Source organism: Inquilinus sp. Marseille-Q2685 (assembly GCF_916619195.1).
In the GTDB taxonomy this organism is placed as follows: domain Bacteria; phylum Pseudomonadota; class Alphaproteobacteria; order DSM-16000; family Inquilinaceae; genus Inquilinus.
The window spans coordinates 331,586-353,267 of the sequence record NZ_CAKAKL010000002.1 but is presented as its reverse complement, the minus strand read 5'-3'; the positions used below and the strand labels follow the sequence as shown (position 1 = coordinate 353,267).

At 69.3% G+C, this 21,682-nt stretch carries 21 protein-coding genes; 10 read left to right on the top strand and 11 right to left on the bottom strand.

All coding sequences use genetic code 11. From position 1 onward, the window contains the following. Positions 1–30: 30 nt before the first annotated feature. Positions 31–390 (top strand): GFA family protein, encoded by a 360-nt coding sequence (locus LG391_RS10660; RefSeq protein ID WP_225767996.1) that lies wholly within the window; start codon positions 31–33, stop codon positions 388–390. Here the strand turns inward: LG391_RS10660 and LG391_RS10655 are convergent. The 4 genes from LG391_RS10655 to LG391_RS10640 all read right to left on the bottom strand — a co-directional run bounded on the left by LG391_RS10655 (position 378) and on the right by LG391_RS10640 (position 5,647). Then, the gene (locus tag LG391_RS10655; RefSeq protein ID WP_225767995.1) at positions 378–896 is read right to left on the bottom strand and encodes a DUF962 domain-containing protein; all 519 of its coding nucleotides are present in this window, start codon (positions 894–896) and stop codon (positions 378–380) included. The two genes, LG391_RS10660 and LG391_RS10655, sit on opposite strands and share 13 nt — an antisense overlap. A 69-nt stretch (positions 897–965) precedes the next feature. Further along, entirely contained in the window at positions 966–1,625 is a 660-nt protein-coding gene (locus tag LG391_RS10650; RefSeq protein ID WP_225767994.1) for a TetR/AcrR family transcriptional regulator, read from the bottom strand. Positions 1,626–1,804: 179 nt separating this feature from the next. Next, the gene (locus tag LG391_RS10645; protein WP_225767993.1) at positions 1,805–3,736 is read right to left on the bottom strand and encodes a calcium-binding protein; all 1,932 of its coding nucleotides are present in this window, start codon (positions 3,734–3,736) and stop codon (positions 1,805–1,807) included. A gap of 1,047 nt (positions 3,737–4,783) precedes the next feature. After that, positions 4,784–5,647 carry an NAD(P)-dependent oxidoreductase gene (locus LG391_RS10640; RefSeq protein ID WP_225767992.1) on the bottom strand — a complete coding sequence of 288 codons (864 nt, stop codon included), beginning with the start codon at positions 5,645–5,647 and terminating at the stop codon, positions 4,784–4,786. Positions 5,648–5,742: 95 nt separating this feature from the next. Between LG391_RS10640 and rdgB the strand changes: the two genes are divergently transcribed. From rdgB to LG391_RS10620, 4 genes are all read left to right on the top strand, one after another. After that, a complete protein-coding gene (rdgB, locus tag LG391_RS10635) occupies positions 5,743–6,375 on the top strand; it encodes an RdgB/HAM1 family non-canonical purine NTP pyrophosphatase (RefSeq protein WP_225767991.1) in 633 nt (210 codons plus the stop codon). Beyond that, positions 6,372–7,526, top strand: a complete 1,155-nt coding sequence (gene hemW, locus LG391_RS10630; RefSeq protein ID WP_225767990.1) for a radical SAM family heme chaperone HemW — start codon at positions 6,372–6,374, stop codon at positions 7,524–7,526. Before rdgB ends, hemW begins: the two co-directional genes overlap by 4 nt. Positions 7,527–7,598: 72 nt before the next feature. Beyond that, positions 7,599–8,180: a nicotinamide riboside transporter PnuC gene (pnuC, locus tag LG391_RS10625; RefSeq protein ID WP_225767989.1), complete on the top strand. Its 582-nt coding sequence runs from the start codon at positions 7,599–7,601 to the stop codon at positions 8,178–8,180. Then, positions 8,177–9,145 (top strand): AAA family ATPase, encoded by a 969-nt coding sequence (locus tag LG391_RS10620; RefSeq protein WP_225767988.1) that lies wholly within the window; start codon positions 8,177–8,179, stop codon positions 9,143–9,145. The genes pnuC and LG391_RS10620 overlap by 4 nt, the downstream gene beginning before the upstream one ends. Positions 9,146–9,172: 27 nt before the next feature. Here LG391_RS10620 and LG391_RS10615 read toward each other — a convergent pair whose 3' ends face one another. Then, positions 9,173–9,820, bottom strand: a complete 648-nt coding sequence (locus LG391_RS10615; protein WP_225767987.1) for a dihydrofolate reductase family protein — start codon at positions 9,818–9,820, stop codon at positions 9,173–9,175. A 135-nt stretch (positions 9,821–9,955) separates the two neighbouring features. Here LG391_RS10615 and LG391_RS10610 point away from each other — a divergent pair, with 135 nt between their 5' ends. From LG391_RS10610 to LG391_RS10590, 5 genes are all read left to right on the top strand, one after another. Beyond that, positions 9,956–10,321 carry a VOC family protein gene (locus tag LG391_RS10610; protein WP_225767986.1) on the top strand — a complete coding sequence of 122 codons (366 nt, stop codon included), beginning with the start codon at positions 9,956–9,958 and terminating at the stop codon, positions 10,319–10,321. 75 nt (positions 10,322–10,396) lie between these two features. After that, positions 10,397–13,171, top strand: coding sequence for a DNA polymerase I (gene polA, locus LG391_RS10605; protein WP_225767985.1), 2,775 nt, complete (start codon positions 10,397–10,399; stop codon positions 13,169–13,171). 159 nt (positions 13,172–13,330) lie between these two features. Beyond that, on the top strand, positions 13,331–14,152 hold the full coding sequence (locus LG391_RS10600) for an SDR family oxidoreductase (RefSeq protein WP_225767984.1): 822 nt from the start codon (positions 13,331–13,333) through the stop codon (positions 14,150–14,152). A 3-nt stretch (positions 14,153–14,155) separates the two neighbouring features. Continuing rightward, positions 14,156–14,992, top strand: a complete 837-nt coding sequence (locus LG391_RS10595) for a polysaccharide deacetylase family protein (RefSeq protein ID WP_225767983.1) — start codon at positions 14,156–14,158, stop codon at positions 14,990–14,992. 72 nt (positions 14,993–15,064) lie between these two features. Beyond that, positions 15,065–15,679 carry a LysE family translocator gene (locus LG391_RS10590; RefSeq protein ID WP_225767982.1) on the top strand — a complete coding sequence of 205 codons (615 nt, stop codon included), beginning with the start codon at positions 15,065–15,067 and terminating at the stop codon, positions 15,677–15,679. Positions 15,680–15,683: 4 nt separating this feature from the next. Here LG391_RS10590 and LG391_RS10585 read toward each other — a convergent pair whose 3' ends face one another. The 6 genes from LG391_RS10585 to LG391_RS10560 form a co-directional block, all read right to left on the bottom strand. Beyond that, positions 15,684–16,598 (bottom strand): ABC transporter ATP-binding protein, encoded by a 915-nt coding sequence (locus LG391_RS10585; protein ID WP_225767981.1) that lies wholly within the window; start codon positions 16,596–16,598, stop codon positions 15,684–15,686. Continuing rightward, entirely contained in the window at positions 16,595–17,758 is a 1,164-nt protein-coding gene (locus LG391_RS10580) for an ABC transporter ATP-binding protein (protein WP_225767980.1), read from the bottom strand. The genes LG391_RS10585 and LG391_RS10580 overlap by 4 nt, the downstream gene beginning before the upstream one ends. Beyond that, a complete protein-coding gene (locus tag LG391_RS10575; RefSeq protein WP_225767979.1) occupies positions 17,755–18,585 on the bottom strand; it encodes an ABC transporter permease in 831 nt (276 codons plus the stop codon). The genes LG391_RS10580 and LG391_RS10575 overlap by 4 nt, the downstream gene beginning before the upstream one ends. 214 nt (positions 18,586–18,799) lie before the next feature. After that, the gene (locus tag LG391_RS10570) at positions 18,800–19,780 is read right to left on the bottom strand and encodes an ABC transporter permease (RefSeq protein ID WP_225767978.1); all 981 of its coding nucleotides are present in this window, start codon (positions 19,778–19,780) and stop codon (positions 18,800–18,802) included. 453 nt (positions 19,781–20,233) lie between these two features. Next, a complete protein-coding gene (locus LG391_RS10565; RefSeq protein WP_225767977.1) occupies positions 20,234–20,860 on the bottom strand; it encodes a hypothetical protein in 627 nt (208 codons plus the stop codon). Between the two features lie 380 nt (positions 20,861–21,240). Continuing rightward, positions 21,241–21,675: a hypothetical protein gene (locus LG391_RS10560; RefSeq protein ID WP_225767976.1), complete on the bottom strand. Its 435-nt coding sequence runs from the start codon at positions 21,673–21,675 to the stop codon at positions 21,241–21,243. Positions 21,676–21,682 lie beyond the last annotated feature (7 nt).

The following is a 21,682-nucleotide window of genomic DNA, read 5'->3' as shown; positions in this document are numbered from 1 at the left end:
CGGCATCCGAGCCGACCCCGCGAGGTCCCTATGATCGAAGCCTCCTGCCATTGCGGCGCCGTCCGGCTGCAGGTCGCGGAGCGGCCGCAGCGGCTGACCTCCTGCAACTGTTCGATCTGCCGCCGCCTCGGCACGCTGTGGGCCTATTATCCGCGCGACCAGCTGACCATCGTTGCCGGCGCCGGCACCACGGTGGCCTACATCCAGGGCGACCGCAGCCTGGCGATCCACCATTGCCCGACCTGCGGCTGCGTCACCCATTGGGAGGGGTTGCCGGCCGGAGATCCGGCACGGGTGGCGATCAACGCCCGGCTGATCGACCCGGCCGAGATCGAGGGCGTGCCGGTGCGCCGCTTCGACGGCGCCGATACCTGGACCTATCTCGACTGATAGGCGGCCGCCGCGGCCTCGACCCGGTGCTTCAGGCCGGAGCGCAAGCCAAGGGCGAAGGCGGTCTCGGCCATCAGGAACATCGGGCCGATCAGCAGCTGGAACAGGTTCGACAGGAAGGCCGGCCGTTTGCCCTCATAGGCATGGCCGACCAGCTGCAGCACCCAGCCGCCGACGAACAGGGTGCCGGCGACGATCCAGGTGGTCGAAGGCGAGCCGCCGCCGGCCACGGCACGGGCGACGATCAGCCCCGGGATCACCACCACCGCCATGGCCAGGCCGAGCCCGAGATCGAGCGCGATCCACAGGAGCCAGACCAGCAGGGCGACCAGATCGGCCAGCGTCACCGGCCAGCCGCCGATGGTGCCGAGCGGGATGGCGGCCAGCGCGATCAGCACCGCCTGGATGATCGCCGGGATGCCGAAGAAATGGGTCAGCCGGTTGCGGCCGTCGCGGTGGAAGCTGGTGTACATCGCCATCTGGCGATCGAACAGATCCGAAGCCATGCGCGATCCTCCCCGCCAGGAGAATAAACCCAGGGCGGGCTTCACGCGAGACGCAGAGCGATCGCGCGATCAGGCATGCGCGGCGAACGCCAGCACTTCACCCGGAGAGCGGATGGTGGCGCCGAGATAGCCGGTCACCAATGCCACGAGTTCTCTCTTCAGCTCCGGCATCCTCGGCGTCCCGTTCCGGTTGGCGTTGTAGATCACGCTCTCCACAGCAGAGGACAGCACCTGCACGACGGCCGCATCGGCTGCGCCCTTGGGGCCGCCCCGAAACGCCCGGACGACGGCCTCGCATCGGCTCAGATATTCGGCCTGAAAGGCAGCGCGCGCCGCGCGGGATTCGGCGGGGGCGGGCGAGTCGAGCAGGGCCCGGTGCAGCCAGGGATCGATGGAATGGACCGCCACCATCCCCTGGACGAAGTCATCGACGAGATGCCTCAGCCCGCTTCTTCCACTCACGGACCGCCGCAACTCCTCCAGCGCATGATCGAAGTGCTGCCGCCCGACGGCCGCGACCAGCGCGTCCTTGTTCGGGAAGTACTGGTACAGCGTGGCAGTGCCCACCCCCGCCACGTCGATCACCTCGTTGGTCGTGAACCCGAACCAGCCCCGGGCGCTCAGCACGGCGGCCCCCGCCTGGACGATCGCTTCGATCGTGGCGCGAGAGCGAGCCTGGCGCGGCACCCGCCGGACCTTTGCCGACAGCCTGGCATCATGAGTGGACATGCTCTCGCCTCCTGAGAAGGCACTTCGGCGCAGCCGGCCCGCTCGGACGAAGGCAGGCCACGCAAGGGAGGAGAGAGAACGAGCGAGGGAGTGGGCCCCTCGCTCGCTCATGCCGGTCCGATCGATCTGCATCGTCCGGACCGGGGCACCGCAGCGGCCCGAGGGCCGCGTCTGCCGAACTACAGCACGAAGTCGCCGGCGGTCAGGGTGACCACGCCGATGAGACGGATCTGCGCATCGGCCGAGCCGTCGCCATTGGCGTCGATATAGATCTGGGTGTCCTCGGTCCCCGCCTCGTAGCGGACCTCGCCGGCGGCGCCGCTGAACGCCGCCGTGCCGATGAAGCTGCCGGAGCCGCCGGTGATGGCCGACACGTCGATCTTGTCGGCATCGCTTTGCGAGAAATCGTTGATCCGGTCCGGATTGCCGGCCACGGTGTCGGCCGCGGTGGAGAAGACGAAGGTGTCCGCGCCGCTCGAGCCCACCAGGGTATCGGCGCCGCCCCCGCCGTCGATCCGGTCGTCGCCGTAATAGCCGATGATGTAGTTGGTGCCGGCATCACCGGTCAGCACGTCGTTGAATTGGCTGCCGAGGAGGTCTTCGATGCTGTTGTAGACGTCGCCCACCGCGTCGCCGGTGTTGGCGGAGGGGTCGGCCAAGCTGACCGTCAGGCCGGCGGAGGCGTTGTCGTACCCCGCCATGTCGAAGCCGTCGCCGCCGTTCAGGATATCGGCCCCGGCACCGCCGATCAGCTTGTCCTGGCCGGCACCTCCGTTGAGCGTGTCGACGCCGTCGAGGCCGGACAGGCGGTTGTCGCCATCGTTGCCGGTCAGGGGGTCGTCGAAGGCGGGGCCGCGCAGGCTCTCGATGCTGGTCAGGGTGTCGCCGGCGGCGTCGCCGCCGCTGGCAGTGCCGGCCGCCAGGTCGATCGTCACCGCGGCACCCGAGTCGATGTAGTCCGCCATGTCGATCCCGGCGCCGCCGTTGATGCGGTCGGCGCCGCCCTTGCCGGACAGGCCGTCATCGCCGGCGCCGCCGTTCAAGGTGTTGGCTGACGCATTGCCGCCCAGGTAGTCGCTGAAGCTCGATCCCGCGAGATTCTCGATGCCGCTGAAGGTATCGCCCTCGGCATCACCGCCGGACGCCGTCCCGTTCGACAGGATCACCGCCACGCGAGCCGCCGAACCGGCATAGCTCACCGTGTCGACGCCTGCGCCTCCATTCAGCCTGTCGGCACCGGCGCCACCGACCAGATAGTCATTTCCATCGTAGCCGGCCAAGTTATCGGCCCCGGCACTGCCGGCGATGGCATCGTTTCCGGCGCCGCCGTTAAGATTGTCGTTCCCGTTCCCACCATTCAAGTCGTCGGCACCGGCGCCGCCGTAAAGCGTATCGTTGCCGTCCTGGCCACGGAGCTGGTCGTTGCCGGCCCCGCCGCTCAGCACATTCGCGGCAGCGTTGGCGGCAATATAGTCATCGAACCTCGTTCCGGTCAGATTTTCGATGTTCGCCAGCGTATCGCCCGTGGCCGCGCCGCCGATTTGACCAGCCTGCAGGTTGATCGAGATCCGGGCTGTCGCGTCGCCGTAGGACACGGTGTCGATGCCGGCGCCGCCATCGAGGAGATCGGAACCGGCCCCTCCGTTCAGGTAATCGTTGCCGTTGCCGCCATTCAGGCGGTCATTGCCGTCCTGGCCGCTGACGGTATCATTGCCGTCTCCGCCATTCATGGTGTCGGCGCCGCCGGCTCCAGTGAGGGTGTTGGCCCCGGCATTCCCGATCAGAGTGTCGTTGAAGTTGCCGCCCCGGAGATTTTCGATCCCGGTCAGCACATCGCCCGCGGCCCCGCCGCCGGTGGCGCCGGTCTGGAGATTGACGCTGACCCCCGTGGTGAGCCCGTTCTGACGGAGCCAATCGGCGGTGTCGATGCCCGCACCGCCATTGATCCGGTCGGCGCCCGCCTCGCCGGTGAGGAGATCGTTCCCATCGCCGCCGTTCAGAACATCATTGCCGCCGCCGCCTTGCAGCTGATCATTGCCGCCAAAGCCGTTCACGGTATCGGCGGTGTCGTCGTTGCCATAGAGCACGTCGTTACCGGCCGTGCCGTTCACTGTCGCCATGAAGCTCTCCTGAAAATTAGTTGGCCCGCCGCCTTCGGGCCGCTCGCATGGCGGAAAACAAGGCCGCCGCCTCGGCATCGGCCGAGCACATCAGGAAAAAGCTCTTGCCTCCCCTTCTATCAAGGAGAAGGCACGATTCGCACTATGCGTACATCAAAACGGGAAGAGTCTTCAATATTTCTTTTATACATTTGTCTGATGTAGAACAACAAATTCAGAACTGATGAGTACAAATTTTCTCCCTCAGGCACCGATAGACTCCGTGATTGCTAATATATTCAGAGGTATAGGACATTGATATAAAATGTTATGCATTTTCTAAAAATGACGCACTCTTTCCCTTAGGATCCCGATGGATTCCCTTTGTCACGCCCTATGGCGCCAATCCAATGGATCGAGCGGGCAGCCACGCCGGGTGGCCGCATGGGACCTAAATCCAACACTGAAAGTCCGGACGCGTTCGCCGGATGGAAGGAGCCGCAGAAGGGCCGTCAGTTCCAGCAACAGGAACCGTTCGATGATCCCGCGGAAATCCCCGGCCGAATGCTTCGGGGAGTTGGCGGGGGCGGCGCTTCGTGCATTTCGTCGTCTCGCCCGACACCGTTGCGCGGCTGAATCGGGCTGATGAACTACGCGAATGGCGATGATTGACCGTGGCTGCGTCGGACTTCTATCCGGGACGCGATTTCGACCTCGGCCCGAGGAGAGAAGAAAAGCTCCCTCTCCCCGGGGCTGCCGGATTCACATGTCGTTGAAGCGAGTTTTTGAGTCTCCTCTCGCTCGCGGGAGAGGACTCAAAGGAGGCGATGTGTGAATGCCATAGCTCCCCCGGGAGGGTGAAGAGGATACGGCGACGCCGTCGAACCACCCGTCGGCCCGTCTCATACCAGTGGTCTTTGAGATCGACTCTTCGGTCCCTTTCCCATCGTGGCGAAGCGGCAGCGCCGTGGCCATCCCCAGGAGCCGGTGCACGCCGCCCTGGATGGCCACGCCCCTTCGGGGCTCGCCATGACGGGTCAATATTTCGGACCGCTGGTATCAGTCCTGCAGCGCCAGCAGCAGGCTGGAGGTGTCGACCCGGCCGCCGGCTTTGGCCTGGACCGCGGCGTAGAACTGGTCGACCAGCGCCGTCACCGGCAGCCGGGCGCCGTTGTGCCTGGCCTCCTGGAAGCAGATGCCGAGGTCCTTGCGCATCCAGTCGATGGCGAAGCCGAAATCGTACTTGCCCTGGAGCATGGTGCGGCCGCGATTCTCCATCTGCCAGCTCTGCGCCGCGCCTTTGGAGATGACGTCGAGCACCAGGTTGCCGTCGAGCCCGGCCTTCTGGGCGAAGTTCAGCCCCTCGGCCAGGGCCTGGACCAGCCCGGCGATGCAGATCTGGTTGACCATCTTGGTCAGCTGGCCGGCGCCGGCCGGGCCCATCAGGGTGCAGGCGCGGGCGTAGCTGTCGATCACCGGCTTCGCGATGGCGAAGACCTCCTCGCGCCCGCCGCACATCACCGTCAGCACACCGTTCTCCGCCCCCGCCTGGCCGCCCGAGACCGGCGCGTCGAGGAAGCCGAAGCCGAGCCGGTCGGCCTCGGCCTCCAGCTCGCGGGCGATATCGGCCGAGGCCGTGGTGTGGTCGACCAGGATGGCGCTGCCGGACATGCCGGCGAAGGCGCCGTCCGGCCCCTTGACCACCGAGCGGATGTCGTCGTCATTGCCGACGCACATGAACACGATGGCGGCGTCCTTCGCCGCCTCGGCCGGGGTCGGCGCCCACTGACCGCCGTGGCGCTCGGCCCAGGCCTCGGCCTTCGCCGCGGTGCGGTTGAAGACGGTGACCTCGTGCCCCGCCTTGACCAGATGCCCCGCCATCGGCGCGCCCATGACGCCCATGCCCAGGAATGCGACCTTCATCGTCCTCGCCCCTCACCGCCATGCGTTGGAGACGACACAGTGCACCAGACGCCGCCTTTGATTCCAGCCTCCGGCACGCGTATCTGATGCCCATCATGACGAACGCCGCCTCCCCCGCCCGCCGCTTCGCCGGCGACCACCTGGTCATCGCCAGCCACAACAAGGGAAAGATCCCCGAGATCGCCGCCCTGCTGGAAGGCCGCGTGCCGCGCCTGACCTCGGCCGCCGACCATGGCGTGCCGGAGCCGGAGGAGACCGGCACGACCTTCGTCGCCAATGCCGAGCTGAAGGCCCGCTTCGTCGCCGCGGCCACCGGCCTGCCGTCGCTGGCCGACGACAGCGGCGTGTCCGTCACCGGCCTGGGCGGCGATCCCGGCATCTATTCCGCCCGCTGGGCCGAGAAGCCCGACGGCAGCGGCCGCGACTTCGCCTATGCCATGGAGCAGGTGCGGCTGAAGCTGGGCGACAACCCGGACCGCAGCGCCCGCTTCGTCTGCGCCCTGTCGCTGTGCTGGCCGGACGGCCATTGCGAGACGGTCGAGGGCGAGATCCGCGGCCGGCTGGTCTGGCCCGCCCGCGGCACCAAGGGCTTCGGCTACGACCCGATCTTCGTGCCGGACGGCCATGACCGAACCTTCGGCGAAATGGAAGCGGCCGAGAAGCACGCCATGAGCCATCGCGCCGACGCCTTCCGCAAGCTGGTGGCGCGCTGCTTCGAGGCCGGATGACCGCCCCCGGCTTCGCCCTCTACGTCCATTGGCCGTTCTGCCGGTCGAAATGCCCGTATTGCGACTTCAACTCACATGTCCGGGAGCAGGTGGAGCATGAGCGCTGGCGCCGGGCGCTGGTGGCGGAGCTGGACCATTTCGCCGACCTGACGCCGGGCCGGACGCTGACCTCGATCTTCTTCGGCGGCGGCACCCCGTCGCTGATGCAGCCGGCCACCGCCGCCGCCGTGATCGATCGCGCGGCCCAGCGCTGGGGGCTGGCGCCCGATGTCGAGATCACGCTGGAGGCGAACCCGACCTCGGTCGAATCCCACCTGTTCGCCGGATTCCGCGCCGCCGGGGTGAACCGGGTGTCGCTGGGCGTCCAGGCGCTGGACGAGGCGTCGCTGCGCTTCCTGGGCCGCAACCATTCCGCGGAGGAGGCGCTGGACGCCGTCGGCCTGGCCGCCCGGCATTTCGACCGCTTCTCCTTCGACCTGATCTATGCCCGGCCGGGCCAGACCGTGGCCGGCTGGACGGCGGAGCTGCGCCGGGCGCTGGACCATGCCGTCGGCCACATCTCGGCCTATCAGCTGACGATCGAGCAGGGCACCCGCTTCCACACCCTGTACTCCCGCGGCGAACTGGTGCTGCCGGACGAGGACACCCAGGCCGCCCTCTACGAGGCCACGGCCGAGGTGCTGGGCGCCGCCGGCCTGCCGGGCTACGAGATCTCGAACCACGCCCGGCCGGGCGAGGAATCGCGGCACAACCTGACCTATTGGCGCTATGGCGACTATGTCGGCATCGGCCCCGGCGCGCATGGCCGGCTGACGCTGAACGACGGAAAGTGGGGCACCCGCACCCACCGGGCGCCGGAGGTGTGGCTGGAGCGGGTCGAGGCCGCCGGCCATGCCGAGCACGAGCGCGAGGCGGTCCCGCCGGAGAGCCGCCGCGACGAGATGCTGATGATGGGGCTGCGCCTGGTCGAGGGCGTCCTGAAGTCCCGCATCGCCGACGAATCCGGCCTGCCCTTCGACCGGGCGATCGACCGCCGCCGGCTGGACCGGCTGGTCGCCGGCGGCTTCCTGGCCGAGGATGCTGCGCGCCTGACCGCCACCCCCGCCGGCCGCCAGCGCCTCGACGCGGTGCTGGCGGCGCTGCTGGGGTGAGACGGGTCTTCCCTTATTCTGCCATCAATATCTGGCACACGCGGCCGTAACGCCGCGAAGCGAGACCGCGCCATGCCCCCGATCGAGATCGTCGCCACCCTGCTCGGCCTCGCCAATGTCGCGCTGATCATCCGCCGCAGCGTCTGGAACTATCCCTTCGGCGTCGCGATGGTGGTGCTGTACGGCAAGATCTTCTTCGACGTGAAGCTGTACTCCGACGCGCTGCTGCAGGTGTTCTTCCTGGTCGTGCAACTGGCCGGCTGGTGGGGCTGGCTGCGCCGGCGCGGCGAGGACGGCCTGGTCCGGGTCGAGTCCTCCCCGACGCGCGACCGCATCCTGGCGGTGGCGGCGACCGCCCTGCTCTCCCTCGCCCTCGGCCATGCCATGGCGGCCTGGACCGACGCGGCCCTGCCGCATTGGGACGCCGCCATCGCGGCGATGAGCGTCACGGCGCAGACCCTGCTGGCCCTGCGGCGGATCGAGAACTGGCTGTTCTGGATCGCTACCGACGTGGTCGCGATCGGCGTCTATGCCGCCAAGGGGCTGGTCCTGACGGCCGGGCTGTACGGCATCTTCCTGGTCCTGGCGACGCTCGGCCTGTTGCAATGGCTGCGCCATCTGGAGGCCGGCCCGGCGGCGGAGGCCGCGCGGTGACGCGGGGTTTCCTTCTCGGCAAGTTCTTGCCGCCGCATCTCGGGCACCTGCATCTCTGCGACTTCGCCCAGGCCTACAGCGACGAGGTGACGGTCCTGGTCTGCTCGATCGCCCGCGAGCCGATCCCCGGCCGCCTGCGCCATGAATGGATGCGCGAGCTGTGCCCGAAGGCGCGGGTGCTGCATTGCGACTGGGAGGTGCCGCAGGAGCCGGCCGAGCATCCGGAGTTCTGGCCGATCTGGCGCAACCTGATCCGGCACTTCCACCCGGAGCTGATCGACCACGTCTTCGCCTCCGAGACCTATGGCCATCGCCTGGCGGAGGAGTTGGGCGCGCGCTTCGTCCCGGTCGACCCACCGCGGTTGGGCGTGCCGGTCTCCGGCACCGCCATCCGTCGCGACCCGGCTGCCGTCTGGCGTTACCTGCCGGCACCGGTGCGGCCGCATTTCCTGCGGCGCGTCGTGCTGTTCGGCCCGGAGAGCAGCGGCAAGACCACATTGGCCGCGGCGCTGGGCGAGGCGCTGGAAACCGTGGTTGTGCCGGAATACGGGCGGACCTTTACCGACGCCTTCGGCACCGACGTGCCCGCCGAAGGCCTTCTGGCCATCGCCCGCGGGCACTTGGCGTCCCGCGCCGCCCTGTCTCGGCAGTCCAACTGGGTGCTGGTCGAGGACACCGACCCGGTCCTGACCGCGGTGTGGAGCGACATGCTGACCGGCCGCCGGGATCCCTGGTTCGACGCCTTCGACGATCTGGCCGACCTCTATCTGCTGACCGCGCCGGATTTCGGCTGGGTCGACGACGGCACCCGCTATTTCCCCGACCAGGCGCAGCGCGACCGCTTCTTCGCGCTGTGCCGGGCGGAGCTGGAGCGCCGCGGCGCCCGTCACGTCGTGCTGACCGGTCCCCATGACCGGCGTCTGGAAGACGCGCTGGCGACGATCCGGCGCCTCGCGGACCGTTAGCGGCCCGGGCGCCGACGGGATAGTCCCTCAGCCCAGTTTCGTCACCATGAAATGGATGGCGTTCGGGCTGTAGACGCGCTCGCCCACGCCATAGCCCAGAGCGACAAGGTCGATCCCGGCGAACAGGCTCTCGCCGCTGCCCAGCAGGATCGGCGACACGGCGATATGCATCTCGTCGATCAGGCGCCGGCGCAGGTACTGCTGGATCGTGGCGACGCCGCCGCCGACCCGCACGTCCTTGCCGCCCGCGGCCTCGCGCGCCTGGCGCAGCGCTGAATCGATGCCGTCGGTGACGAAGTGGAAGGTGGTGCCGCCCTCCATCTCGATCGCCGGGCGGGCGTGGTGGGTGAGGACGAAGACCGGCACATGATAGGGCGGGGTGTCGCCCCACCAGCCCTTCCAGCTGTGGTCCGGCCAGGGCCCGCGCACCGGCCCGAACATGTTCCGGCCGAGAATCCAGGCCCCGAGGTTCTCGAAGCTGCGGGCGGCGAAATCCTCGTCGATGCCGGTGGTTCCGCCCTCCTGCCCGGTCATGGCCCGGAAGGTGGGGGTGTCGACGAACCACCGGTGCAACTCCTCGCCGCCCTTGCCGAGCGGGTTCTCGAGGCTCTGCTCCGGCCCTGCGCCGTAGCCGTCCAGGGATATCGTGAAGGCGCGGACGACGAGCTTGGACATGGCGGCGTTCCTCCGGGCGACGTTGTTTCCGATTTTGTATCGAAACCAGTTATATACTGCAATCGGTTTTGGCGTGAGCTGTCCTTGCCCTGCCGTCCGAGCTATCCTTTTGGCCCAACTCGCCGGGAGGCAGCCATGCCGACGGTCCGGTACATCGTCCAGGACGTCGACCAGGCGGTCGCGTTCTACAGGGACAGCCTGGGGTTCCGGCTGCAGCGGCAGTTCGGGCCGAACATGGCGATCCTCGAGCGGGACGGGCTGACGCTGTGGGTCGCCGGCCCCGGCGCCTCGGCCAGCCGGCCGATGCCGGACGGCAGCAGGCCGGAGCCCGGCGGCTGGAACCGATTCGTGCTGCAGGTCGACGACCTGCCGACGTTGGTCACCGATCTGCGCGGCCGCGGCGTGCGGTTCCGCAACGACATCGTCACCGGCCCCGGCGGCCGGCAGATCCTGTGCGAGGACCCGTCCGGCAACGGGGTCGAGCTGTTCCAGCCCGCCTGAGCAGGCGCCCGACCGGGTGGACAATCCGCCCTCCGGCGCGGCATGGTCGCGCTCTGTTCCGCCGGAGGCCCGCCCATGTCGACCACGCCCAAGACCTATTACCTGATCGACGGTTCGGGCTACATCTTCCGCGCCTTCCACGCGCTGCCGATGATGATGCGCAAGTCGGACGGGCTGCCGGTGAACGCCGTCTACGGCTTCACCAACATGCTGATCCGCCTGCTGGCCGATCTCGACGCCGACCACCTGGCGGTGATCTACGACAAGTCGGAGCGCAGCTTCCGCAAGGAGATCTACCCCGCCTACAAGGCCCAGCGGCCGGACCCGCCGGAGGAGCTGATCCCGCAGTTCCCGCTGATCCGCGCCACCAGCGAGGCCTTCAACCTGCCCGGCGTCGAGGTCGAGGGCTTCGAGGCCGACGACATCATCGCGACCTATTGCCGGATGGCGCGGGAGGAAGGGTCGCGCGTCGTCATCGTCTCCTCCGACAAGGACATGATGCAGCTGGTCGGCGACGGCGTGACCATGCTGGACCCGATCAAGAACAAGCCGATCGACGCGACCGAGGTGATGGAGAAGTTCGGCGTGATGCCGGACCGGGTGATCGACGTGCAGGCCCTGGCCGGCGACAGCGTCGACAACGTGCCGGGCGTGCCCGGCATCGGCATCAAGACCGCGGCCCAGCTGATCACCGAATACGGCGACCTCGATTCGCTGCTGGCCCGGGCCGGCGAGATCAAGCAGCCGAAGCGCCGCGAATCCCTGATCCAGTATGCCGAGCAGGCGCGGATCAGCCGCGAGCTGGTGAAGCTGCGCAGCGACGCGCCGGTGCCGTTCGGGCTGGACGGCATCGTGGCGCGGCCGCCGAACCGCCAGCAGTTGGTGCGGTTCCTGGAGGAGATGGAGTTCCGCTCGACCATCACCCGGGTCGAGGCCGCCTTCGACAAGCTGGGCACCACCGGCGGCGACGAACCGGACCTGGCCGCGCCGGGCAAGCCGGAGGCGATCGCCCAGGACTACCAGCTGGTGCAGGACGTCGACGCGCTGCAGCGCTGGGCCGACGCGGCGGTCGAGGCCGGGGTTCTGGCGATCGACACCGAGACCAACTCGCTGGACGCCGAGGCGGCGATGCTGTGCGGCATCTCCCTGGCCGTGGCGCCCGGCCGCGCCTGCTACATCCCGATCGCCCATGTGCCGCCGGAGGGCGACGGGCTGAACTTCGGCGGCCAGACGCTGCAGCAGATCCCGATCGCGGAGATCCGCCGCATCCTGGGGCCGGTGCTGACCGACCCGTCGGTGCTGAAGGTCGGCCACAACCTGAAATACGACGCCCATGTGCTGGGCCGGCCCGATATCGGCCTGCCGATCACGCCGTGGGACGACACCATGCTGATCTCCTACACCCTCGACGGCGGGGCGCACGGCCACGGCATGGACGAGCTGTCGGAGCTGCATCTGCAGCACCGCACCATCCCCTATTCCTCGGTCTGCGGCACCGGCAAGAACGCCATCACCTTCGACCGCGTGCCGCTGGACAAGGCCCTGGCCTATGCCGCCGAGGACGCCGACATCACCCTGCGCCTCCACATGCTCCTGAAGCCGCGGCTGGTGGGCGAGCGGATGACGACGGTGTACGAGACCATCGAGCGGCCGCTGGTCGGCGTCATCTCCGACATGGAGATGGCCGGGATCAAGGTCGACCGCGTCGCCCTGGCCCGGCTGTCGCTGGAGTTCGCCGAGCGCATGGCGGCGCTGGAATCGGAGATCCACGTCTCGGCCCAGGGCCCGTTCAACGTCGGCAGCCCGAAGCAGCTGGGCGAGGTGCTGTTCGAGCGGCTGGGCATCCCCGGCGGCAAGAAGAGCAGCAAGACCGGCGCCTATTCGACCGATTCGAGCGTGCTGGAGCAGTTGGCGGCGCAGGGCCACACGATCGCCAACCAGATCCTGGAATGGCGCCAGCTGGCCAAGCTGAAGGGCACCTACACCGACGCGCTGCAGGCCCAGATCAACGAGAGGACCGGGCGGGTCCATACCTCCTTCTCGCTGGCCGCGACCAACACCGGGCGGCTGTCCTCGAACGAGCCGAACCTGCAGAACATCCCGATCCGCACCGAGGAGGGGCGCAAGATCCGCTACGCCTTCGTGGCGGAGGAGGGGCACAAGCTGGTCTCGGTCGACTACAGCCAGATCGAGCTGCGCCTCGTGGCCCAGATCGCCGGCGTGGCGCTGCTGAAGCAGGCCTTCCTCGACGGCACCGACATCCACGCCATGACCGCGAGCCAGGTGTTCAACGTGCCGCTGGCGGAGATGACGCCGGAGACCCGGCGCAAGGCCAAGGCGATCAATTTCGGCATCATCTACGGCATCTCGGGATTCGGCCTGGCGGCGCAGCTGGGCATCCCGCAGGGCGAGGCCACGGCCTTCATCCGCGCCTATCTCGACCGGCTGCCGGAGCTGAAGGCCTGGATGGACGAGACCAAGCGCACGGCGCGCGAGCGCGGCTGGGTCGAGACCCTGTTCGGCCGCAAATGCCATGTGCCCGGGATCAAGGACCCGAACCCGGCCCGCCGCGCCTTCGCCGAGCGCCAGGCGATCAACGCCCCGATCCAGGGCACCGCGGCCGACATCATCAAGCGCGCCATGGGCAAGCTGCCCCGGGCGCTGGCGGCGGAGGGGCTCAAGGCCCGGATGCTGCTGCAGGTGCATGACGAGCTGCTGTTCGAGGCGCCGGAAGGCGAGGCGCAGCGCACCGCCGAGGTGGCGCAGCGGGTGATGCAGTCGGCGGCCACGCTGGAGGTGCCGCTGATCGCCGAGGCGGGGATAGGCCACAGCTGGGCCGAGGCCCACTAAGAGATCGGGCCGACTGAGCAAAGCCCCCTTGCTGTCATGCCCGGGCTTGACCCGGGCATCCAGAGACCGTCGAGACCTTCTGGATTGCCGGGTCAAGCCCGGCAATGACAGTGTGGGGAGGGCTTTCACCCGACGGCCCGAAGCGAAGGGAATCAGATCATGGGTGAAGTGATCGACTTCGCCGGCAAGACGGTGTTCGTCGCCGGCGGCACCAGCGGCATCAATCTCGGCATCGCGCTGGGCTTCGCCCGGGCCGGGGCGCGGGTGGCGGTGATGAGCCGCAGCCAGGAGAAGGTCGACGCGGCGGTGGCGCGTCTGCGCGAGGCCGGAGCCGAGGCCATGGGCGCGGCCGCCGACGTGCGCGACTACGCCGCCACCGAGGCCGCGCTGAAGGCGGCGCACGACGCCTATGGCGATCTCGACGTGCTGGTCTCGGGCGCGGCCGGGAACTTCCCGGCGCCGGCGCTGGGCATGTCGGCGAACGGCTTCAAGTCGGTGATCGACATCGACCTCTTGGGCAGCTTCCACGTGCTGCGGGCGGCGCATGCCTTCCTGCGCAAGCCGGGGGCGTCGGTGATCAACATCTCGGCCCCGCAGGCCGAGGCGCCGATGGCGATGCAGGCGCACGTCTGCGCCGCCAAGGCCGGCGTCGACATGCTGACCCGGGTGCTGGCCATGGAATGGGGCCGCGACGGCATCCGCATCAACTCGGTGATCCCGGGCCCGATCGACGAGACCGAGGGCATGGCCCGGCTGGCGCCGACGCCGCAGGCCCGGGCCCTGGTGCAGCGCAGCGTGCCCCTGGGCCGGATGGGCGTGGCCGAGGATGTGGCTGCCGCCTGCCGCCTGCTGTCCTCTCCCCTCGCCGGCTTCATCACCGGCGCGGTGCTGCCGGTGGACGGCGGCTGGTCGCTGGGCGGCGCCGCGGCCTCGATGGGCGTGATCGCCGAGCAGGCGATGGCGGCCAGGGCGAAGGGATAGGCCGTGCCGATCCGGCCGGCGATCGCCGTGGCCCTCCTGCTGGTCCTGGCGGCGCGGACCGAGGCCGCCGAGATCGCGATCACGCTGGACGATCTGCCCTATGCGGTGCCGGCGCGGGTCGGCCCCGAGCAGGGCCGGGACATCGTCGAACGCGTCAACCGCATCCTCGCGGCCTACGACGTCACGGCGATGGGCTTCGCCATCGGCGAGAAGCTGGTGCCGGAGGCGCTGCCCGCCCTGCAGGCCTTCGCCGAGGCCGGGCACACCGTCGCCAATCACACATGGTCGCATCCGGACTATGACAAGATCACCGCGGCCCAGTTCGGCAGCGAGGTGGAGCGGGCGGACGCCGCCCTGGCGCCCTGGATGACCGGCGGGAAGTTCTTCCGCTTCCCGTTCCTGCATTCGGGGGCAACGGCGGAGAAGCGGGCCGCGGCGGCCGGGATCCTGGCGGCGCTGGGCTATCGCGACGTGCCCGTGTCGATCGACGATGACGACTTCCAGTACAACAGCGACTACATGGCCGCCCTGGCGGCGGGCGACGCCGAGGGGGCGCAACGGATCGCAGCCGGGTACCTGGCGCATATGAAGGCCCAGACCGCGCACTTCCAGGCGATGGCGCGGGAGCGGCTGGGCCGGGACGTGAAGCACATCCTGCTGCTGCACATGAACCGGATCAACGCCGACCATCTGGGCGAGCTGCTGGCCTGGTACCGGTCCGAGGGCTGGACCTTCATCACGGCGCAGGAGGCGCTGGCCGACCCGATCTACGGCATGGAGAGCCGATATGACGGGCCGAAGGGCCTGTCCCAGATCGAGCGCGTGACGTGGAAGCCGTAGCATCGCAGAACGCCCTTCACTGACGCCCCCGGCCGTGGGACGCTGGCCGCTCCGGTTCGGAGGAGGCCGCCCATGACCATCGAGGTCTATCTCGCCTACATCGCCGCCTGCATCCTGGTGGCGATCATCCCGGGGCCGTCGGTGACGCTGATCGTCGCCAACAGTCTGACCCACGGCACCCGCGCCGGCCTTCTCAACATCCTCGGCGGGCAGATCGGCCTCGTCGTCATGCTCGGCGTGCTGGTCGTCGGCCTGGCCGCGGTGGTGGAGGCGATGGGCCACTGGTTCGACTGGCTGCGCCTGGCCGGGGCGGCGTATCTGGTCTGGATCGGCTGGAAGCTGCTGCGCGCCCCGGACGCGCTGGCCGAGCCCGGCAGCCTGCGCCCGCCGCGCGGCGGCTTCGTGCTGCAGGGCCTGCTGGTGGCGCTGAGCAACCCGAAGATGCTGCTGTTCTTCGGCGCCTTCATCCCGCAATTCGTGCAGCCCGGCGGCGACCAGTCGAGCCAGGTGCTGCTGCTGGGCGCCACCGCGCTGGTGGTCGCGGCGCTGTCCGACGCCCTGTACGCCCTGCTGACCGGCCGGGCCGGCACCATGCTGTCGCGCCGGCATGTGCGGCTGGTGTCGCGCACCGGCGGCGTGTGCCTGATCGGCGGCGGGGTGTGGCTGGCCTTTGCGAGGGCGCGGTAGCGGCTCACGACGCGACCTCCCCCGCGACCAGGCAGGCGGCCTGCTGGCCGGCGCCGAGGGCGACCGGCGGCGGATCCTCCAGCGCGCAGCGGTCGAAGGCGAGCGGGCAGCGGGTGCGGAAGCGGCAGCCGCTGGGCGGCCGGCGCGGGCTGGGCGGGTCGCCCTGCAGCAGGATGCGTTCCGCCCCCGGCGCCGGGCGCAGCCGCGGCACGGCCGACAGCAGCGCGCGGGTATAGGGATGGCCGGGGCGGGACCAGACCCGGCCGGTCGGGCCGTTTTCGACGATGCGGCCCAGATGCATCACCGCCACCCGGTCGGCGACGTGCCGCACCACCGCCAGGTCGTGGCTGATGAAGAGATAGGCGAGGCCGAGCTCGGCCCTGAGCTCGGCCAGCAGGTCCAGCACCTGGGCGCGGACCGAGACGTCGAGCGCCGAGACCGGCTCGTCGCAGATCACCAGCTGCGGCCGGGGCGCGAGCGCCCGGGCGATGGCGACGCGCTGGCGCTGGCCGCCGGACAGCTCGTGCGGGTAGCGGTCGGCGAGTCCCGAGCCTAGCCCGACCCGATCCAGCAGCCAGGCGACGCGCAGCGGGTCCTCCACCGCCGTGCCGACCGTGTCGCGCGGGTTGAGCGAGGCGGCGGGGTCCTGGAACACCAGCTGGATCTGTGCCCGCAAGGGGCCGAGGCTGCGGCGGCGGGTGACGTCCTGCCCGGCGAAGCGGATCGCGCCGGAATCGGGGTCGATCAGCCGGGCGGCCAGCCGGCCCAGGGTGGACTTGCCGGAGCCGGATTCGCCGACCAGGCCCAGCACCTCCCCCGGCGCGACGGTGAGCGACACGCCGTCGACCGCCTGGACGGCGTCGGGGGCGCGGCCGAAATGCTTCACGACGCGGTCGAGCTGCAGCAGGGGTTCGGTCATCGGCCGCTTCTCCGACCCTGCCTTCCACTCTCCCCCTCCCCTTGCGGGAGGGGAAGGGAGGGTTTGGTGCCGCTGGGGCTGATGCCGAACGACAATCCCGATCCGGCGGAGGTCCCAGGCAATGCCGCGCCGGCGCCTGTCATCGACACCCCTCCCCTACCCTCCCGCGAGGGAGGGAGGATGAATGGGCAGGGCTGTCGGGGCGAGGCCGGCAGGCTGAGCGGATTTGTCGAAGCCGCGGTCATGCTCCGCCCCGGTCCGGCTCCGACGGAGGGACCCCCTCCCCTACCTCCCTCCCGCAGAGGGAGGGGGGACTCGGGCGGCTTGGGTTGATGTGGCCGCCCCTCCCCCACCCACCGCGGCGCATCGTCGACCGAGAGCGTCGCAGCCAGCAGCTCCCGGGTGTAGCCGTGCTCCGGCGCGTCCAGCACCCGGCGGACGGGACCGGTCTCGACCACCCGCCCCTCCTTCATCACCGCGACGCGGTCGGCCAGCTCGGCGACCACGCCGAGATCATGGGTGACCAGCAGCAGCGCCATGCCGCGGCGGTCGCGCAGGCGCCGGAACAGGTCGAGGATCTGGGCCTGGACGGTGACGTCGAGCGCCGTGGTCGGCTCGTCCGCGATCAGCAGCCCGGGACTGGCGGCCAGCGCCATGGCGATCATCGCCCGCTGGCGCATGCCGCCCGACAGCTCGTGCGGGTACTGGCCGGCCCGGGCGGCGGGGTCGGCGATGCCGACCTCGGCCAGCAGTTCCACCGCCCGCGCCCGTGCCGCCCGGCCGCGGCAGACCGCGTGCGCGGCCAGCGCCTCGCGGATCTGCTCGCCCACCGTCAGCACCGGGTTCAGACTGGTGGCGGGCTCCTGGAACACCATGCCGATGCGGCCGCCGCGCACCGGGCGCAGCGCCGGCTCGGGCAGGCCCAGCAGCTCCGCCCCCGCGAGGCGGATCGAGCCGGCGATCCGGGCGCCGGGCGGCAGGAGGCCGAGCGGCGCCATGGCCACGGTCGACTTGCCGGAGCCGGATTCGCCGACCAGGGCCAGCGTCTCCCCCGCCGCGAGGTCGAGATCGACGCCGTCCACCGCGCGCACCGCCCCGCCTTCGCCGAGATAATCGACGGTCAGGTTGCGGATGGAGAGGAGGCCGGTCACCGCGGTCACCGCCGCCTCCGCCGCGGGTCGAGCGCGGCCGTGAGCGCCTCGCCGAGCAGGCTGACCGACAGCACGGCGACGACGATGGCGAGGCCGGGGATGGCGGAGAGCCACCAGGCGCTGCGCAGCACGGCGCGGCCGTCGGCGATCATGCTGCCCCAGCTGACCCGGTTCGGGTCGCCGAGGCCGAGGAAGGACAGCGCCGATTCGATCAGGATCGCGCCGGCGGTGATCACCGTCGCCAGCACCAGCACCGGCGCCAGGGCGTTGGGCAGCAGCTTGGCGAAGGCGATCCGCGCCCAGCCCATGCCCATGCAGCGATAGGCGTCGACGAAGTCGCGCCGGGCCAGGGCCATGATCTCGGCCCGCACCACCCGGGCCGGGCTGGTCCAGGCGCCGAGGCCGATGGCGAGGACGACATGGCCGAGCGACGGGCCCAGCACCAGGATCAGCGCCAGGGCCAGGACGAAGCCGGGCACGGTCTGCACCGCCTCGGTCACCCGCATCAGCGCCTCGTCCGCCCAGCCGCCGAGGAAGCCGGCGGTGGTGCCAACCAGGAGGCCGATGCCGACCGCCAGCACCGCCGCCGCGGCACCGACCAGCAGCGAGACGCGGGCGCCGGGGAACAGCTGGGCCAGCACGTCCCGGCCGAGGCGATCGGTGCCCAGCCAGTGCGCCGGGTCCTGGAGGGGCGGCAGTTGCGACGGGCCCGCGACCGCCAGCGGGTCGCCCGGGAAGATCCAGCCGGCGGTCAGCGCCATGCCCAGCACCAGCACCAGGCCGGCGAGGCCGATGCGGCCGTTGCGGTCGGCCAGGAAGCGGCGGAGGACGCGCATCAGGGGCGTCCCCGGGGGCAGGAGCAAGACCTCTCGGGCTGGCTCCGATTGCCTCTCCCGCTCGCGGGAGAGGTCGGAGACGCGAAGCGGCTCCGGGTGAGGGGAGTTCGTTGAGGCCGGGACCAGCCCTCACCCGGTCTCGCTGACGCGAGCCCGACCTCTCCCGCGTCCGGCGGGAGAGGCAATCGGATCGCTCCGGACAGACAGTGGACCGTCATCGCGCCCGCCTCAGCCGGGGATCCAGCCTGGCGTAGAGCAGGTCGACGGCGAGGGTGACCAGGATCACCATCACCGCGCTGGCCAGGATGATGCCGAGCAGCAGGTTGAGGTCGCGCTTCGTCACCGCCTCATAGGCCAGGCGGCCGAGGCCGGGGATGGCGAAGACGCTTTCGATCACCACGCTGCCGCCGAGCAGCATGCCGAAATGCACGCCGAACACCGTGACCATGGGCAGGAGCGCGTTGCGCGCCACATGGCGCCAGGTGATGCGGCCGGGCGGCAGGCCCTTGGCCCGGGCGGTGCGGACGAAGTCGCTGCCCGCCACCTCCAGCATGCCGGCGCGCATCAGCCGCAGATAGACGGCGACATACATCAGCGACAGCGCCACGGTGGGCAGCACCAGGTGGCGGGCGATGTCGGCCGCATAGGCCCAGCCGGTGTCGAAGCTGGGCACGGTGGCGATGCCGCCCAGCGGCAGCCAGCGCAGCTTGACCGCGAAGGCGACGATCAGCATCAGCCCGATCCAGAAGCCGGGCATGGCGTAGAGCAGCAGGCCGAAGCCGGTGATCAGCGTGTCGAGCCGGCCGCGCCCGCGCAGGTGGCTCTGGGCGGCGGCGACGCCGAGCAGGGTGCCGGCGGAGAGGGCCAGGGACAGCGCCGCGGCCATCAGGAGCGCGGTGTTGCCCGCCCGCTCCAGCACCAGGCCCAGCACCGGGCGGGAGAATCCGACCGACCAGCCGAGGTCGAGCCGCACGACATGGGCGAGATAGAGGCCGAGCTGCACCGGCCAGGGCCGGTCGAGCCCGTAATCGGCGCGCAGCCGGGCGATCAGCCCGGGGTCGCCGCCGCCCATCTCGACCACCAGCGCGTCGACGGCGTCGCCCGGCGCCAGCCGCAGCAGCAGGAAGGCCAGGCAGGCGACGATCAGCAGCACCGGCACCGCCTGGACCAGGCGCCGGACGAGGAGCGACTTCATCGGGCGGCTCCGGGATCCGCGGGGAGCGGCAGCTTAGCGCGCCGAGTCCGCGATGCCACGGGGTTGTGGAGGTGCGGCTGCGGCACCAGGGCCTGCCTTCATCCTCCCTCTCCCCGCGGTTCGGCATCTGCATATCGATGGTCGGTATCGGGCGGCAGGCCTGCGAACAGATTGCCTCTCCCGCGTGGCGGGAGAGGTCGGGCTCGCACAGCGAGACCGGGTGAGGGCGGGCCTAGGCCTCGACAAAACCCCCTCACCCGGAGGCGCAAGCGCCTCCGACCTCTCCCGTAAACGGGAGAGGCAAAATTGTCGGTTCTGGTCACTGTTTCTCAGCCCCCACACCGTCATCGCGAGCGCAGCGAAGCGATCCAGGGCCGTTTGGCGTGGCCCCTGGATGGCTTCGTCGGCTTCGCCTCCTCGCCATGACGGTGCAGGGATGCGCGACCTGGGCGCTCAGCTGCTGTCCGGCTTGGAGGGCTCCGGCTCGGGACGGCCGGTGTCGGACGCGTCCGATGCCTCAGGCCAGTCCTCCGCGGGCTCGCGATCGCTGGCCTCGGCGGGCTCCGCCGAGGCCGGCGGTGCGGCGGCCGGCGGCTCGAGGATCTCGTCCCAGCTGCGCGGCAGCCGGATCGGGTCCGGCGGGTGGCCGATCCTGCGGCACACCGCCTGCACGAACTCCGCCGCCGACAGCGTGTCCAGCTGCGCGTCCAGGATCTCGTCCTCGACCAGGCTCTCCCACGCCAGCGACCGCATGCGCTCGGCGTCCAGGCCCGCCTCCGGCCGCGCCGCCGCCGCGGCCACCATCCCGGCCGCGCGCTCCCGCCGCTCCCGCCGGCGCTGCTCCTCCCCCGACGCCGTCCGCTCCTGCCGCCGCTCCATGAAGCCGGTGCGGATCCGCTCGGTCAGGGCGATCGTCAGCCGCAGCGAGCGCGTCAGCCGCGCCTGGATCGGCCCGAAATCCGGCGGCGCCTCCGGGTCCGGATGCGCCCGCTCCTGCTGCCGCTCGGTCATCCGCTTGCAGCGCATGTCGATCTCGGCCGCGTCGCGCAGCAGGCGCAGCGCCCAGCCCGTCCAGTTCATGTCAGGATCGTCGGCCGGTCCGGTTCGGAATGCGCCTCATTCATGGAACATATCATGAACACGAGTCGCGAATTAAGGCAATAGACGCGTTGCGTTCATCCTATGCGACGGAGCGCCCGCATCGGACACGAGGATGATGCAGGCGAAATCAGGGGGCGAGCTAACGAATCAAATCACCCTCGCCAAATTTGTGCACTGTCACCGAATTCGCCTGTACGCCGAAGCGTCCCGCACACATTCCGATGCCGCTCGGTCGGTACGCGATGGCACTCGAAAAATCAGACTGACAACTCAGAATCGGCGACCGCAGATCCTGTTCAATTTGAGCACGTCATCGAATTCTCATCAGGACAACGCATATAGGAATGATATGCAAAATCCTAACCACTCCTTGCGAGCATTGCTTCAATCGACAATAATGAAATTATAAATGAGATCAACGAAAATAGTGCAGCCAACCCCATAAAAACTAACGTCAATATTTCAGAATAATCCGCATCCCTAGCACCCCCTTGGTGATCTGTAAAATAATTCTTATAGGAATAAACGGCCAACGCCGATATGATAGTCGCACCCGCAAGAGATATAGACATTTGAAGAACTAGATGCGCTACTCTTTTTACAGATTCACTTTCAAATGCAGGCTGAATTAAAGAGATAAACGAAATAAATACCGTGCTGGACGCGATCAGCCCGATTTGGGTATATTTAATTATGTTAAAATCAACAAGAAAATCATGCCATATCTGCAACGACTTATATCTAGCCCATTTCGGATATTTTACCGGACCGCCATCTGCTCGTTCTTTCATCATGCATGGT

Coding starts and splice junctions, on each gene's coding strand:
- rdgB (WP_225767991.1), top strand. CDS start 5,743: ATGACGAACGCCGCCTCCCCCGCCCGCCGCTTCGCCGGCGACCACCTG.
- LG391_RS10570 (WP_225767978.1), bottom strand. CDS start 19,780: ATGAAGTCGCTCCTCGTCCGGCGCCTGGTCCAGGCGGTGCCGGTGCTG.
- LG391_RS10590 (WP_225767982.1), top strand. CDS start 15,065: ATGACCATCGAGGTCTATCTCGCCTACATCGCCGCCTGCATCCTGGTG.
- hemW (WP_225767990.1), top strand. CDS start 6,372: ATGACCGCCCCCGGCTTCGCCCTCTACGTCCATTGGCCGTTCTGCCGG.
- pnuC (WP_225767989.1), top strand. CDS start 7,599: ATGCCCCCGATCGAGATCGTCGCCACCCTGCTCGGCCTCGCCAATGTC.
- LG391_RS10655 (WP_225767995.1), bottom strand. CDS start 896: ATGGCTTCGGATCTGTTCGATCGCCAGATGGCGATGTACACCAGCTTC.
- LG391_RS10660 (WP_225767996.1), top strand. CDS start 31: ATGATCGAAGCCTCCTGCCATTGCGGCGCCGTCCGGCTGCAGGTCGCG.
- LG391_RS10610 (WP_225767986.1), top strand. CDS start 9,956: ATGCCGACGGTCCGGTACATCGTCCAGGACGTCGACCAGGCGGTCGCG.
- LG391_RS10615 (WP_225767987.1), bottom strand. CDS start 9,820: ATGTCCAAGCTCGTCGTCCGCGCCTTCACGATATCCCTGGACGGCTAC.
- polA (WP_225767985.1), top strand. CDS start 10,397: ATGTCGACCACGCCCAAGACCTATTACCTGATCGACGGTTCGGGCTAC.
- LG391_RS10650 (WP_225767994.1), bottom strand. CDS start 1,625: ATGTCCACTCATGATGCCAGGCTGTCGGCAAAGGTCCGGCGGGTGCCG.
- LG391_RS10585 (WP_225767981.1), bottom strand. CDS start 16,598: ATGACCGAACCCCTGCTGCAGCTCGACCGCGTCGTGAAGCATTTCGGC.
- LG391_RS10600 (WP_225767984.1), top strand. CDS start 13,331: ATGGGTGAAGTGATCGACTTCGCCGGCAAGACGGTGTTCGTCGCCGGC.
- LG391_RS10560 (WP_225767976.1), bottom strand. CDS start 21,675: ATGATGAAAGAACGAGCAGATGGCGGTCCGGTAAAATATCCGAAATGG.
- LG391_RS10575 (WP_225767979.1), bottom strand. CDS start 18,585: ATGCGCGTCCTCCGCCGCTTCCTGGCCGACCGCAACGGCCGCATCGGC.
- LG391_RS10640 (WP_225767992.1), bottom strand. CDS start 5,647: ATGAAGGTCGCATTCCTGGGCATGGGCGTCATGGGCGCGCCGATGGCG.
- LG391_RS10565 (WP_225767977.1), bottom strand. CDS start 20,860: ATGAACTGGACGGGCTGGGCGCTGCGCCTGCTGCGCGACGCGGCCGAG.